Genomic DNA, 13,408 nt, shown 5'->3' with positions numbered 1-13,408 from the left:
GGACGGTTGCGGAGCGGAGCCGTGTCCGCGCAAGCGAAGTGAGCGCGGTTCACGAGAGACGTAGTTCGAGACGCCTTTGGCGTCTCGTCATTGTCGAGCAAAGCTCGACTTGCAGTCAGAACGCATCACGTTCTGACGACATCACGAGAGAGTTCCGCTCTCTCGAACGACTTCGCGTCTCTCTGGCTCTCGTTCACTCCCTGCGGTCGTTCACGAAAACACTGCGATCGAGGGCGTCGACCGAATGAGCGGAAATTTTTGGTCCAGATTTTGCAAGGATTTGAGCGCTGCGAGGCGGCTCCACCGCCTCGGCCCGTGCGAGCGGGCCCTGGCCCGCGAGCAGACGCCACCGGCGCGCACCCCCGCAGCAAAAAGGTGGATGCGGGGAATCAATAGGTAGTTAAACCGCCCTTCCATACGCCGGATATGGTCGAGGCATTCGGGCTGTCGATAGGCGTTCTGCTGGTGCTGATGACGGTGGTGTTGCATCTCTCCTCGGGCACCGAGCGCCCCATCCCTGACGACGTCTCGCAGTCGGTTCTCGAACGGCGTGCCGAGAGCGTTCCGGACACGAACTTCCCCGAGCCGATGAACCGGTCGATCGGTGGCGGTGGGGCACCGGCCGGAGCGATCGGCGGCGAGGGTGGTGCCGAGGGTGAACTCGCCGAGAGCGAGGAGGCCGAGGAGTCCGAGAGTCCGGCCGCCATCCCGGACGACGAGGCCGAGGTGTACGAGGTCGAGTACGAGAAGGAAGGCGAGACGCTCGAAGTGCCCGAAAACCAGACGCTGCTCGAAGCCGGCGAGGAGCAGGGCTGGGACCTTCCCTACGCCTGCCGTGCGGGCCAGTGTCTCTCCTGTGGCGGCCACGTCGCCGACGGCCCCTCCGAGGACTATCTCACCCACGATGGTCAGGAGATGCTCAGCGAGGACGAAGTCGGCGACGGCTACACGCTGACCTGTGTCGCCTACCCGACGTCCGACATGACGCTCGAAACGAACGAAACGCCCTGAGCTATCACAACGCCTAAAGCACCGACCTCCCTCTCCTGTTCTGTGGGCGCGTAGCTCAGTGGATAGAGTTCTTGGTTCCGGACCAAGACGTCGCGGGTTCAAATCCCGTCGCGCCCGTGAGTGAGACGAAGTGATGAGCGAACCGACACGCGGAGCGATGCGTTTTTCCATCTTGACTGAATAGTTAGTTACTATGAGTGCGGACACCGCCCGCAACGAGACACAGATCGATATCATGGAGGCGACGTACCGAGCCCTCTGTGAGCACGGGTACGCCGACCTCACGATCCAGGCGATCGCCGACGAGTTCGACAAGAGCAAATCGCTGCTCTACTACCACTACGACACGAAAGACGAGATCCTCATCGCGTTTCTCTCGTATCTGCTCGACCAGTTCTCCATCGAGGACGCGATCGACAGGGACGAGAGCCCGGACGAACAGCTGTGGACGCTCGTCGACGAATTTCTCCCGGAGTCGCCGCCGGACGAACATCGGGAGTTCCAGCTTGCGCTGTTCGAGCTGCGCTCGCGGGCACTCTCGAAGGCGGCCTACCGCGAGCAGTTCACCCGCGTCGACCGGCTCATCCACGATGCGTTCGTCGACGTGCTCACCGCCGGCATCGACGACGGGAGCTTCCGCGAGATCGGTGTCGAGGAGACGGCCACGCTGCTGGTGTCGACGGTCACCGGCGCGATGTTACGCCGCGTGACGACCGACGACGACGTAACCGCCGCCCGCGAGGCCGTCGTCGATCTCGTCGAGTCACGGCTCATCGCCGACGGAGAGGACTGATCGATCGAGGGCGGGCGACGCGCTCTCTTCTTCATCGTTCGGGCGCGGGTGCTGTTCGTTTCTATATTCGAGTTGCTCGTCGTGAGCCAGTGCTGGTTCATCCGAACGGTAGCCACTTCGTCGTCAACAGCAGCCGAACTGCTCGGGTGTAAGAAGTATCGTCCGCGAGTTACGCGGGCGCGGTCGCGGGTTCGGGCTGGGGTTCGTCGGGCCGGTCGGTGGCACGGACGAGCAGCCCCGTCAGGACGGCGACGCTGGCGACGAAAAACAGCGAGCCGATCGACGAGGAGGGGTCGCCAAAGAGGAGATAGATCGGCGCGCCGGCCGACGGGCCAAGTACGACGACGGCGATCTGCGAGAGCGCCGGCCCGCAGCAACAGCACGCCTGCGGGGCGGCGATGCCGGCGATTCCCGCGCCCGTCTGGGAAGTCCCGCTACCGGACTGGAAGGCGAAGAGTGCCGCGTTCAACCCGATGAGTGTGCCGAACAGGGTGACGAGGAGCACCGTTCCGACTGAGACTACCCCGCCGATCGGCACGTCGGGATACCAGAACTCGACGGCCGGCCACATCACCAGCGGGTCGGCCACCGGCAGCACGGAGACGATCTGCTCCGAGAGCGACACGCCGGTGCCGTCGTCGGGGATCAGATAGAGCATGCCCGACGAGAACGCGAAGAAGAGCACCGAAAGTCCGCCGACGGCGATCCCGAACCGCCGGGCCGTCCGGTCGGCGAGGAGCTGACGGATCAGACCGCCGGCGTCCCGATAGAGGACGTAGCCGAGCCCGACGACGAGGCCGAGAACGATGAGATAGCCCAGCGAGTTCGTCTCGGTGTAGAGCCCGAACGCCGACAGGCCGGGATAGGCGACCCACAGCCCCAGCAGGACGCCGAGACCGGCGAATCGGGGTTGCCGGGACCAGCGGAACTGGCCGACGAGCACGCTCGCGAGCATGATTCCCCCGCCCACGAGCAGCATCAGCGGGGCGTGGATCGCCCGTGGGACGATCGGCTGAGCGGTCAGCCACTCGTAGGGCGAGAGCTGGACGATCCAGATCGCGCCGAAGATCCCCACCACGAGACCGACGATAGTGCCGTGAAGACGATAGCGGGCCGCTGCCGGCCGCAGGCGATGCAGATACTGACTGGCGACGACGATCCCGAGACCGACGACGAGCGGGACGAGCCCGAACCACTGTTCGAGTCTGAACCCGTTGACGGTGACGGTCCCGCCGTGGGCGGAGGCGACCGGCATGGAGCCGAGCCCGGCGACGAGGAGGACGGCCGTGAGCATGGCGCGCCCGAGACGCCGGCTTCCGAGACGGCCGTCCGACCGATCCGTGGCTGTGCGGTCCGTGCTGGAAGTCATTGTTCGGGGGTTGTGTCGGCCGCCATATACGGCCACCGGTTCGACGGACGGGCCAGTGAACGCGGCGCTGACACGTGATCATCGAGATCGGCGGATCGACGAGATCGAGGAGTGCCGACAGCGAAAAGCCGAATGACACAGATGGGTTTTTCTATCACGGTTGTGTAGCGGGCCGTCATGCCGCCGGAAATCACGCGCATCGAAACGACGGAGTTCAGCTACACGCTCTCCGACGTCGGCTCGGACCCAGGGTTCAACCTCGTCTACGAGCCCGGAGAGACCACCGAACGTCGGCTGTTCAGCATTCGTGTCCACACCGACGGGGATCTCACCGGCGAGTTCGTCGGCGGCAACTCGCCGGCGTTCGCCCAGTTCCACGAGGTCGCCGACTATCTCATCGGCAAGAACCCGCTCCGACGCGAGCGCCACTGGTCGGAGATGAAACGCGCGCTCCGAAAATACGACCGCATGGGGATCGGCCCGGTGGACATCGCGCTCTGGGATCTCGCCGGCAAACACTACGGCGCATCCATCGCCGAACTGCTCGGCCAGTATCGCGAGCGCCTGCCCGCCTACGCTTCGACCTACCACGCCGACGATAACGGAGGGTTGGACTCGCCGGAGGCCTACGCCGACTTCGCCGAGCAGTGCGAGGAGATGGGCTACGGCGGGTTCAAAATTCATGGCTGGGGCGGCAGCGACGAACGCCGGGACATCGCTCGTGAGGTCGAGACCGTCCGTGCGGTCGGCCAGCGCGTGCCCGGGATGGATCTGATGATCGATCCGGCCTGCGAGTACGAGACCTTCGGCGACGCGCTGAAGGTGGGCCGCGCGTGCGACGAACAGGAGTTCCTCTGGTACGAGGACCCGTTCCGTGACGGCGGCATCTCCCAGCACGCCCACCGGAAGCTTCGCCAGCAGCTCGACACGCCGATCCTCCAGACCGAACACGTCCGCGGGCTCGAATCGCACACTGACTTCGTCGACCGCGAGGCGACCGACTTCGTCCGCGCCGATCCCGAGTACGACGCGGGCATCACCGGCGCGATGAAGATCGCCCACATGGCCGAGGGCCACGGTCTCGACGTGGAGATCCACTCGCCAGGGCCGGCTCAGCGCCACTGTATGGCCGGGATGCGCAACGCGAACTACTACGAGATGGCGCTCGTCCACCCCGACTGTCAGAACACCGCCCCGCCGATCTACGAGGAGTACGATGACCAGCTCGATTCGATCGACAGCGATGGCACGGTCCCGGTTCCCGACGGACCAGGCCTCGGGGTCGAGTACGACTGGGAGTTCATCGACGAGCACAAAGCCGGCGGACGGACCTACGAATAGGTCGAATTCGGGCGAGCAATCGTATTTTCGGATGTGCCGATGGAAGCGGATCTCCTAACGACGAATCCTGACTCAAATGAGGGACCGCAACTGCCCCGCACCGCCCACTTCCCCAGCCGATTCGCTCACTCCCTTCGGTCGTTCACTCATCCACCGTCAGAACTCCGTCCTGACGAGCCTGCACTCGCCGTGCTCGTGCAGACCTCGCACAGTATTCGCGCTCGGTGCTCACTTCGCTCACGGGTCGTTCCTCCCCGTTCGCATCGAGGTCGTTCGAGAGAGCTTCGCTCTCTCGTGATGTCGTCAGAACGTGATGCGTTCTGACTGCAAGTCGAGCTTTGCTCGACAATGACGAGACGCCGCAGGCGTCTCGAATCACACTCACTACGTTCGTGCCTCGCACCGTTCACACACGACCGCGAGCGCGCGCCGACCGCAGCGGACCACGGGTGGCGCGGACGATCGACGAGAGCCGGCCGGCAGTATATTAGCATCGAGGGCGAAGCCTGCGCGGTATGGTACACTCGACGTGGGGCGACTGGTTCGTACAGGACGAGATCGAGGCCGCCGACCCGGACGGGCTCGCGGTCTGGTATCTCGGCTGTAATGGCTACGTCCTCCGCACCGCCGAAACGACGATCTACCTCGATCCGTATCTCGGCGACGGCTCGCCGCCGCGCACGATCCGGATGATTCCCGTGCCGATGGACCCCGCCGACGCCACGCTCTGTGACGCCGTCCTCGTCACCCACGAGCATATCGACCACATGCATCCGCCCTCCCACCGCGCGCTCGTCGAGGACTGCGGCGGCGACCTCTACACGCCCGCGGCCTCCCAGGACGCGCCGAACTACGACGGTGACGTCGAGGCTCCCTCAGCCGAGACCGTCGCGCCCGGTGACGACCTCACCGTCGGCGATCTCTCGATCCACGTCCGCGGCGCGAACGATCCGGATGCCGAGGAGCCTGTGACCTACGTCGTCGAACACGAATCGGGCACCTTCTTCGCAGCGGGCGATTCACGGCCGGCCGACGAGTTTTCCGACATCGCCGACGAATTCGACATCGATCTCGGCGTGCTCGCCTACGGTACCGTCGGAAATATCTTCCACACGGAGGACAGTCCGCCGGAGACCTACCCGACCGACTGGTACAACGACGGCGAGCAAGTCGTCGAGGCGGCGAACCAGCTCGATCTCGATCGCTTGATGCCCGTGCACTGGGACATGTGGAAGGGCGTCGGCTCCGATCCGAAGATCGTCCACGAGCACGCGGCCTCCTACGAGCACCCGCGCGTCGTCGAGATCGTCTCCATCGGCGATCGCGTGGACGTCGGCGAACCGGGCGTCGTGCAGTTGCAGGACCGCCGCGAGTAGCGCCGGCAGCGGATTTAAGGGGTCGACGTGCGAGCAGGAGCTATGGGAACGGCGACCTTCGATTACAGCGACGAGACCGTGATCGTCACCGGCGGCAGCGCGGGTATCGGGCGCGCCATCGCGCTCGGATTCGGACGCGCGGGCGCGACGGTGATCGTCGCCGACGTGCGCGAGGAGCCAAAGATGGACGGGGAGAGCGTTCCGACCCACCAACTGATCTCGGAATCGGGCAACACTGGCGAGTACGTCGAGACGGACGTCTCGGATCCGGACGAACTCGAATCGGTCGTCGAGGCCGCTCGCGAGTTCGGCGGTGTGGACGTGATGGTGAACAACGCCGGCATCCAGCACTCGGAGGCCTTCCTCGACGTCGACGAAGAGGACTTCGACCGGCTTCACGAGACGAACCCGAAGGGCGTGTTCTTCGGGACGCAGGCCGCCGCACAGGATATGATCGATCGCGACGAACCGGGGAGCATCGTCAACACCGCCTCGATCTCCTCGTGGGTCGCTCAGCACGGGCAGGTCCAGTACGACTCGACCAAGGGGGCGATCAAGATGATCACCAAGGGCACGGCGCTCGAACTCGCCGAGCACGACATCCGGGTGAACGCGATCGCGCCCGGTCAGATCGCCACCGAGTTCACCGAGGGCTGGTCCGACGAGGCCCAGGAAGCTGCCGGCGACGAGGGCGGGTTCATCAAACCCGTTCCGCTCGGGCGGGCCGGCCATCCCGACGACAACGCCGGCGCGGCCCTGTTCCTCGCCAGCGAGAACGCCGCCTACATCACCGGCCAGCTCCTGTTCGTCGACGGCGGCTGGACGGCGATCTGAGCGGTTCGATTTTCCACTGGATTCCGCGATTGGGATGGCCGTCGCTCGGCTTCGAGCTACACGTAAAAATCGATGGTTCGTCGTTCGTCTGCGTCCGCTGAGCGGCGTTACTGTCGGGTAACGTTGGTCGCTCGCGGTCCTTTGTCAGCCTGTTCGATGTCGAATTCGACTTCGGTGTCCTCTTCGAGGTCCGGGCCGCCGATGTCCTCCATATGGAAGAAAACGTCCTCCTCGGAGTCCTCAGTGTCGATAAAGCCGTAACCGCCCGTGTCGTTGAAGAAGTCGACCGTACCAGTTGCCATTGCAAGCAGACCCAACGCCCATCCGGGGATAAGGGTTGTGCGAGGGGCGGTATCACGGACCCGGAGCGTGCGTACCGTGGATCGTCCGGCCGTGGACCGTCTCGGAGTCATCGATGGATCGGGTGACGAGTGCGAATCCGAACCGATCGGAACTCGGAGCGATTCCAAGGGGTCATGACGACGGTCCCCACAGGACGCCGAACGTTCATACCGTACGAAATCGTAACCGAACCATGGCGACAGTGACCTGCGAGGAATGCGGGAACGAGACTGAGTACGACGAGATGGATAGCTCGGATCAGGTGCCGTGTACGCACTGCAACAACGTCATCGACGTCTGATTCTCGCCGGCCGTTTTTCGGCTGTATTCGGACTCGTGTGCTTCGCTCCAGCTAATCGTGAACGTACCGATTGCCGCGAGAGACAGTGCTCGAGTCAGCCACGATCGACGCAGGAAATGGATGTTAAATTATAAATTTAGGTCGACATCTGCACGGATGTCCGCGACATCCTTAATCGATCATCAGGAGATGCCCGACCAAATATGTGGGTTGGTACCATCAAGCACTTATTATCATATCGATGGTACTGCTCGTCACAAGTAGCGACGATTCGTGGATCGGATCTGGGCCGGCGGCAACTTCGGCGACCGACAGTCGATCCAGGGCACGGAGATCCGCGGTGCGCCACAGATGCTCCAGCTCAGCCGCGACGGCCGCCGGCTCTACTGGACCACATCACTGTTTTCGTCGTGGGACAACCAGTTCTACCCCGACATCGCCGACGAGGGCTCGCTGATGATGAAAGCCGACGTCTATCCCGGGGAGGGACGCATGGAGCTCGACGAGGAGTTCCTCGTCGACTTCGGCGACGCACCCGGTGGCCCGGCACGCGCCCACGAGATCCGCTGGCCCGGCGGCGACTGCACGAGCGATGTCTGGCAGTAGATGGTCACCCACGAGGTGACGCTCGACTGGCGCGACGGCCCAATCCGGACGATCACGGTCGCTGCCGACGAAACCGTCATCGAAGCCGCCCGACGGACGGAGCAGACGCTTCCCTATGGCTGTCTGTACGGAGCCTGCGGCACCTGTACGGGTCGACTGATCGCGGGCGATCTCGTCCATACCGAACGAGCGCGTGCGCTAAAACCACACCACAGCACCGAGGGCTACATCCTGCTCTGTATCGCGAAGCCACGATCGGACTGTCACGTCGAGGTCGGGGCGACGGTGCAGGCGGAACTCGTGTCGAACCCCTGGAAATGAGGTACGTGTGAAGAGTGGAACTGGAAGGTCTGGCGGAGAGAATTGTGCAGTACGCATGAGACGACCCACGGTCGTCGCTGTTTTTCAGCCAACCGTCAGTCGGTGGTCGTATCGTCGTTTTCGGGCGACGTATCGGTCGTCTCTCCGGTAGGAGCCTCATGTGCGGACTGTGGGTCGGTTCCGACGCCTTCACCGAGCGAAACGTCCGGAGTGAGTTCCTCGCCGTGGACCAGTTCGGGGAGGATGATCCGAATCGCTTCGAGCATGACGATGAACACGATCGGTAAGAGGAAAAATCCGTACCAGCCGAACAGGATCGGCCCCAGGATGTAGCCGAACATCAACACCAGCATATCGAGCTGTCGACCAGTGATATACGGCTGCAGGAACGTCTGTGGGAGGATATCCAGAATCAAGAAGTACGCTACCAACGCCCCGCCGACGAACAGGAAACTCCCGCCCGAACGCACCGCTTGAGACCCGAGATAGGCGACGATCGGCAGGTAGATCACCTTGCCGACGACGATCGGTATGAGACTGGCGATGCCGGTTAGAACCCCCAACACGAGTACCATCGGCACGTGGAGTGCTTCGGGAGCGAGCAGGTTCGTCACCTCGTAGGTGCCCACCGCGATGACCGACATCGCGACGACGAACAGGAGATTGCCGAAGAACACCGATTCCAGATCCTCGTCGACCGCGATGGCATACGCATACGCGGTGGTATCACGACCGCCGAACAGCTCGCGGAATCCGCGCGAGAGAGCCACATCGTTCTGTAACAGGAAAAACGAAAGCGCGACGACGAGCCCCAAGAAAACGATACCGCCTCCAACTGCTCCGAGGACCTGTCCTCCGAGTTGAACCACGGTTTGAAGCGTCTGCTGGGGTTGGCTGATGAACTGGGTTGGATCGCGGAGCAGCGTAGTGACGGTTTCGCGCTGAGCAGCCGGGAGCGCACTGAGGTCGACGAGCCCAAACGTCGCTGGGCCACCGGTACCGATCGCTTGCTGGAGCTGCTGGAAGAGATTGAAACCGACGTAGCCGATGAGCAGCAGGATCGGAACCACGACCACCAGAACGGTGATGCCCGCTGCAATGCTGTCCGATTCAACCGTCCGCCGCAGACGTCGGTTGACCGGACGGGTCGCGTAGTAGCCGAAGACGCCGAGCACGATCATACCGACGAACGAGTACGCGAGAAACGCTGCGACGATAGTGAGCAGTCCGATGAACAGCCACCAGCCGAGCCGTCTACGGTCGGACAGGGGGCCGAGAATTCTCTCAGACATCCTCCCGAAACGTATCGCCAGCCAGCGGGAAACGGTTGTGCCTGCACGCGCTGATAATGGTTTCCGGAGCCCATTTTGTCGGATCCGACCCATCGGGAGCGCCCTCTCGTTCGCCGACAGGGAATGGACGGAACGGTTCGGGTGTGCGGAGCACGTCTGTGGATCCATCAGTAGTGCTCGCTATCGCTGCGCGCGACTGGCCTGCTCGAATCCGCTCCTCAAGCGCTCTTCGTCACGTCGTTCGCAGAAGAGTGCTCGGTCGGGGATTCGAACCCCGGTCATCGGCTCGAAAGGCCGAAATGATTGGCCGGACTACACCAACCGAGCGAACGCATCCGTTCGTTCCCGATACCGCCTGTTAAGCGTTCCGTTCCGTGGTTACTTCCCCTCGAATTCGGGGTCTGAGTCACCCATGAACGCCGTGACGCCCTCCATCAGGTCGTCGGTGTTGAGCAGGTGGCCGAACGCCTGGGATTCGATCTCGAGGCCGGCCTCGGTGTCCTCCCAGCCGCGCAGCATGGCGCGCTTGGTGAACTCCTGGGCGATCGGTGGCCCGCCCGCGAGATCGGCAGCGAGATCGTGGGCGTGTTCCTCGAGTTCGCCGTTGTCGACGACCTCGGTGAGGAAGCCGTAGTCGGCGATCTCGGCGGCGTCGTAGGTGTCGGCCGTGAGGATGATCTCCTTCGCACGACCCTCGCCGACGATATGCTGGAGGCGCTGGGTGCCGCCCCAACCGGGGAGGAGGCCGAGATCGAGTTCGGGCTGGCCGAACGACGACCGCTCGGAGGCCACCCGGAGGTCGGCACACATCGCGAGCTCCATCCCGCCGCCGAGACAGTGGCCGTCGATGCCCGCGACGACCGGCATCGGACATTCCTCCAGTTTGCCGAAGGTTTCCTTCCCCTTGCGCGAGAGTTCGATCCCGTCGAGCGGGTCGGCGTTCGCCGCCATCGACTGGACGTCCGCACCGGCGGAGAAGGCGTCGTCGCCGGCACCGACGAGCAACACCGCGCGCACGTCATCGTCGTCCTCGAGCACGTCGATCGCGGTGTCGAGCTCGTCGAGGATCTGCGGGTTGATCGTGTTCATCCGATGGGGGCGGTCGATGACGATCCTCCCCACCATGTCGCCGGGATGCTCGATGCGGATGCTCTCGAACTCGACGCCCTCTTCCTCGTCGTCGCTCCCGTAGAACCCCTCGTCGGTGTGCGCTTCGAGCGCGTCGGCGGGTTCGTAGCGCGCCGCGCCGGTTTCCTCGTGGAGTTCGTCGAGCGTCTCGTAGAGCGAGTCGAGACCCGCGCTGTCGGCGAGTTTAGCGGGGCCCTCGGGGAACCCAGCGCCGAGCATGACCGCCTCGTCGATGTCGTCGACGGGCGCGACGTCGTTGCCGACGAGTTTGGCGACTTCGTTGGCCATCACGGCCAGCAGCCTGGCTTCGATCTCCTCGCTGCCGGCGTCCGTGGGAATATCCGCACCGTCGCCGTCCTCGTAGTCGTAGAACCCCTTGCCAGTCTTCTTGCCCAGCTCCTCGGCCTCGACTTTCTCTTCGAGCAACGGGCACGGCTCGTAGGCGTCGCCGAGCGTCTCGTGCATGTATTCGAGCACGTGGAAACCGACGTCGATGCCCACCTGATCGGCGAGTTCGAAGCTCCCCATCGGCAGCCCCAGTTCGAACGTCGTGGTGCTGTCGACCTCGGCCATCGTCGCCACGTCGTCCTCGACGAGCCACGCCGCCTCGTTCATCAGCGGGACCAAGACTCTGTTGACGATGAAGCCCGGACTGTCCTTGCGAACGCGGACAGGGGTCTTGCCGAACTCCTCGGCGAGCGCCTCGACGGTGTCGAGCGTCTCGTCGCTGGTGTGCTCGCCCGAGATGACCTCGACGAGCTGCATTCTGACTGGTGGGTTGAAGAAATGCATCCCACAGAACCGCTCGGGTCGTTCGGTGACTTCCGCGAGATCGGTGATCGATAGCGACGAGGTGTTCGTCGCGAACAGGGCGTCCTCCGGCGCGTACTGCTCGACCTCGCCGTAGACGTCCTGTTTGATCTCCATCTTCTCGGGGACGACCTCGATGATGACGTCCGTTCCCGAGACCGTCTCCTCCAGATCGACCAGCGGCGTTACGCGGTCGAGAGCGGCGTCGGCCTCCTCCTCGGACAGCTGGTCTTTCTCTTCGAGCTTGCCGACGCTCCATTCGAGCTGGTCGTAGCCGTTTTCAACTAACTCCTCGTTGATGTCACGCAGACGGACTTCGTAGCCCGCGAGCGCGGCGACCTCGGCGATGCCGTGGCCCATGTTCCCGGCACCGAGCACCGCGATCGTGTCGATCTCGTCGACGTTCATGATTCATCGTTAGAACTCACCGACGGGGCTTCAACGTTTCTGTCCCCCACAGCATTCTCCTCGAACGTCCACCGATCCCGGCCGAGCGACCGCCCTCCTGCAGAAACGTCTCGTGAGTTCATTCCAGATTACGAACTTATTTGGTATGGGGATGTGTAACGAACGTCTATGGACTACGAGCTGTCCGACGAGCAGAAACAGATCCGCGACGAGGTGCGCCGCTTCGCCGAAAACGAGATCGCCCCGATCGCGAGCGAGTACGACAAAGCGGAGAAGTACCCCCACGATCTCATCGAGACCGCCGGCGAGATGGGCATGCTCGGCGCGACCATCCCCGCCGAGTACGGCGGCGCAGGCTATTCGACGCTGGAGACGGCGATCATCTCCGAGGAGCTGTTCGCCGTCGATCCGGGCATCGGCCTCTGCGTGGCGAGCACCGGCTTCGGAGCCGAGGCGATCATCGCGGCCGGCACCGACGAACAGAAAGAGGAGTATCTGCCACCGATCGCGAGCGGCGACGCGATCATGGGCGCGGCCATCTCCGAACCCGACACCGGCTCCGACGTCTCCTCGGTCTCGACCCGCGCGGAAAAGGACGGGGACGAGTGGGTGATCAACGGCAACAAGATGTGGATCACCAACGGCTCCGTGGGTGACTACTTCGTCGTGCTTTGCAAGACCGATCCCGACGCCGAGGGCCGATATAATGGTTTCTCGCAGATCATCGTCGAGTCCGATCGGGACGGGTTCACCGCCGAGAAGATCACGGGGAAACTCGGCATTCGTGCCTCCGACACCGCCGAACTCCTCCTCGACGACGTGCGCGTGCCCGAGGAGAACCTCGTCGGCACGCAGGGCGCGGGCTTCCTCCAACAGATGCAGTTCTTCGACGCGACCCGAACGGGGGTGGCCGCCCAGGGCGTCGGCATCGCCAAGGGTGCGCTCGAACGCGCGCTCGACTACGCTCAAGAGCGCGAGCAGTTCGGCCGATCCATCGGCCAGTTCCAGGCCATCCAGCACAAACTCGCCGAGATGCACACTCAGATCGAGGCCGCCCGCCAGCTCACCTACAAATCCGCCTGGAGCGTCGACAACAAGAACGAACAGCTGACCACGCTCGCCTCGATGGCTAAAGAGTACGCCTCGCGCGTCGCCGTCGAGGTCGCCGACGAAGCCGTCCAGATCCACGGCGGTGCCGGCTACGTCGACGACTTCGACGTCGAACGGTTCTACCGCGACGCCAAGATCACCCAGATCTACGAGGGTACCAGCGAAATCCAGAAGAACGTCATCGCGCGCGAACTGCTCGGCGAAGGCTTCTAAACGGACCTTTTTACTGCGTCCCCGTTCGCTCGCTGCGCTCGCTCAGGGTCCTTGCAAAAAGCTACGCTAAAAACTCCCGCTCGCTCCCTCGCTACGCTCGGTCACTCCCGGCGAACCGCGCTCGTTCCACTTGCGCGGACACAAACGACTCAC

Annotated in this window: 11 protein-coding genes, 2 tRNA genes and 1 pseudogene; 9 read left to right on the top strand and 5 right to left on the bottom strand. The window is 63.7% G+C overall.

Annotated elements, in window-relative coordinates; translation table 11 throughout:
• Nucleotides 1-426 precede the first annotated feature (426 nt).
• The 3 genes from C451_RS18125 to C451_RS18115 all read left to right on the top strand — a co-directional run bounded on the left by C451_RS18125 (nucleotide 427) and on the right by C451_RS18115 (nucleotide 1,804).
• Nucleotides 427-1,011 (top strand): 2Fe-2S iron-sulfur cluster-binding protein, encoded by a 585-nt coding sequence (locus C451_RS18125; protein ID WP_007742857.1) that lies wholly within the window; start codon nucleotides 427-429, stop codon nucleotides 1,009-1,011.
• Nucleotides 1,012-1,055: 44 nt separating this feature from the next.
• Nucleotides 1,056-1,128: transfer RNA gene (locus C451_RS18120), tRNA-Arg, on the top strand.
• A gap of 76 nt (nucleotides 1,129-1,204) precedes the next feature.
• Nucleotides 1,205-1,804: a TetR/AcrR family transcriptional regulator gene (locus tag C451_RS18115; RefSeq protein WP_007742856.1), complete on the top strand. Its 600-nt coding sequence runs from the start codon at nucleotides 1,205-1,207 to the stop codon at nucleotides 1,802-1,804.
• Between the two features lie 169 nt (nucleotides 1,805-1,973).
• Here the strand turns inward: C451_RS18115 and C451_RS18110 are convergent, their stop codons facing one another.
• The gene (locus C451_RS18110; RefSeq protein WP_049913212.1) at nucleotides 1,974-3,173 is read right to left on the bottom strand and encodes a hypothetical protein; all 1,200 of its coding nucleotides are present in this window, start codon (nucleotides 3,171-3,173) and stop codon (nucleotides 1,974-1,976) included.
• 177 nt (nucleotides 3,174-3,350) lie between these two features.
• Between C451_RS18110 and C451_RS18105 the strand changes: the two genes are divergently transcribed.
• The 3 genes from C451_RS18105 to C451_RS18095 all read left to right on the top strand — a co-directional run bounded on the left by C451_RS18105 (nucleotide 3,351) and on the right by C451_RS18095 (nucleotide 6,724).
• Nucleotides 3,351-4,514, top strand: coding sequence for an enolase C-terminal domain-like protein (locus C451_RS18105; RefSeq protein WP_007742854.1), 1,164 nt, complete (start codon nucleotides 3,351-3,353; stop codon nucleotides 4,512-4,514).
• Between the two features lie 515 nt (nucleotides 4,515-5,029).
• Nucleotides 5,030-5,890, top strand: a complete 861-nt coding sequence (locus tag C451_RS18100; RefSeq protein ID WP_007742853.1) for an MBL fold metallo-hydrolase — start codon at nucleotides 5,030-5,032, stop codon at nucleotides 5,888-5,890.
• Nucleotides 5,891-5,932: 42 nt separating this feature from the next.
• Complete coding sequence (locus C451_RS18095; protein WP_007742852.1) at nucleotides 5,933-6,724, top strand: SDR family NAD(P)-dependent oxidoreductase; 792 nt, start codon at nucleotides 5,933-5,935, stop codon at nucleotides 6,722-6,724.
• A gap of 107 nt (nucleotides 6,725-6,831) precedes the next feature.
• Here C451_RS18095 and C451_RS18090 read toward each other — a convergent pair whose 3' ends face one another.
• On the bottom strand, nucleotides 6,832-7,026 hold the full coding sequence (locus tag C451_RS18090) for a cold-shock protein (protein ID WP_004052044.1): 195 nt from the start codon (nucleotides 7,024-7,026) through the stop codon (nucleotides 6,832-6,834).
• A gap of 608 nt (nucleotides 7,027-7,634) precedes the next feature.
• On the opposite strand from C451_RS18090, the pseudogene C451_RS18085 reads away from it, so the two are divergent.
• A pseudogene (locus tag C451_RS18085) lies at nucleotides 7,635-7,973 on the top strand (selenium-binding protein SBP56-related protein); the annotation flags it as partial.
• A complete protein-coding gene (locus tag C451_RS18080; protein ID WP_007742849.1) occupies nucleotides 7,974-8,294 on the top strand; it encodes a 2Fe-2S iron-sulfur cluster-binding protein in 321 nt (106 codons plus the stop codon). It abuts the pseudogene before it with no gap.
• 95 nt (nucleotides 8,295-8,389) lie between these two features.
• Here C451_RS18080 and C451_RS18075 read toward each other — a convergent pair whose 3' ends face one another.
• The 3 genes from C451_RS18075 to C451_RS18065 all read right to left on the bottom strand — a co-directional run bounded on the left by C451_RS18075 (nucleotide 8,390) and on the right by C451_RS18065 (nucleotide 11,932).
• Nucleotides 8,390-9,586, bottom strand: a complete 1,197-nt coding sequence (locus tag C451_RS18075; RefSeq protein ID WP_007742848.1) for an AI-2E family transporter — start codon at nucleotides 9,584-9,586, stop codon at nucleotides 8,390-8,392.
• Between the two features lie 252 nt (nucleotides 9,587-9,838).
• Nucleotides 9,839-9,913 (bottom strand) — tRNA-Glu (locus C451_RS18070).
• 51 nt (nucleotides 9,914-9,964) lie between these two features.
• Nucleotides 9,965-11,932 carry a 3-hydroxyacyl-CoA dehydrogenase/enoyl-CoA hydratase family protein gene (locus C451_RS18065; protein WP_007742843.1) on the bottom strand — a complete coding sequence of 656 codons (1,968 nt, stop codon included), beginning with the start codon at nucleotides 11,930-11,932 and terminating at the stop codon, nucleotides 9,965-9,967.
• A 168-nt stretch (nucleotides 11,933-12,100) separates the two neighbouring features.
• Between C451_RS18065 and C451_RS18060 the strand changes: the two genes are divergently transcribed.
• On the top strand, nucleotides 12,101-13,255 hold the full coding sequence (locus tag C451_RS18060; RefSeq protein ID WP_007742841.1) for an acyl-CoA dehydrogenase family protein: 1,155 nt from the start codon (nucleotides 12,101-12,103) through the stop codon (nucleotides 13,253-13,255).
• Nucleotides 13,256-13,408 lie beyond the last annotated feature (153 nt).

The sequence above is a fragment of the Halococcus thailandensis JCM 13552 genome (genome assembly GCF_000336715.1).
GTDB classification, from domain to species: Archaea; Halobacteriota; Halobacteria; order Halobacteriales; family Halococcaceae; genus Halococcus; species Halococcus thailandensis.
Note: the sequence above shows the minus strand (reverse complement) of the source record. Positions and strands in the feature narration are given on the sequence as shown.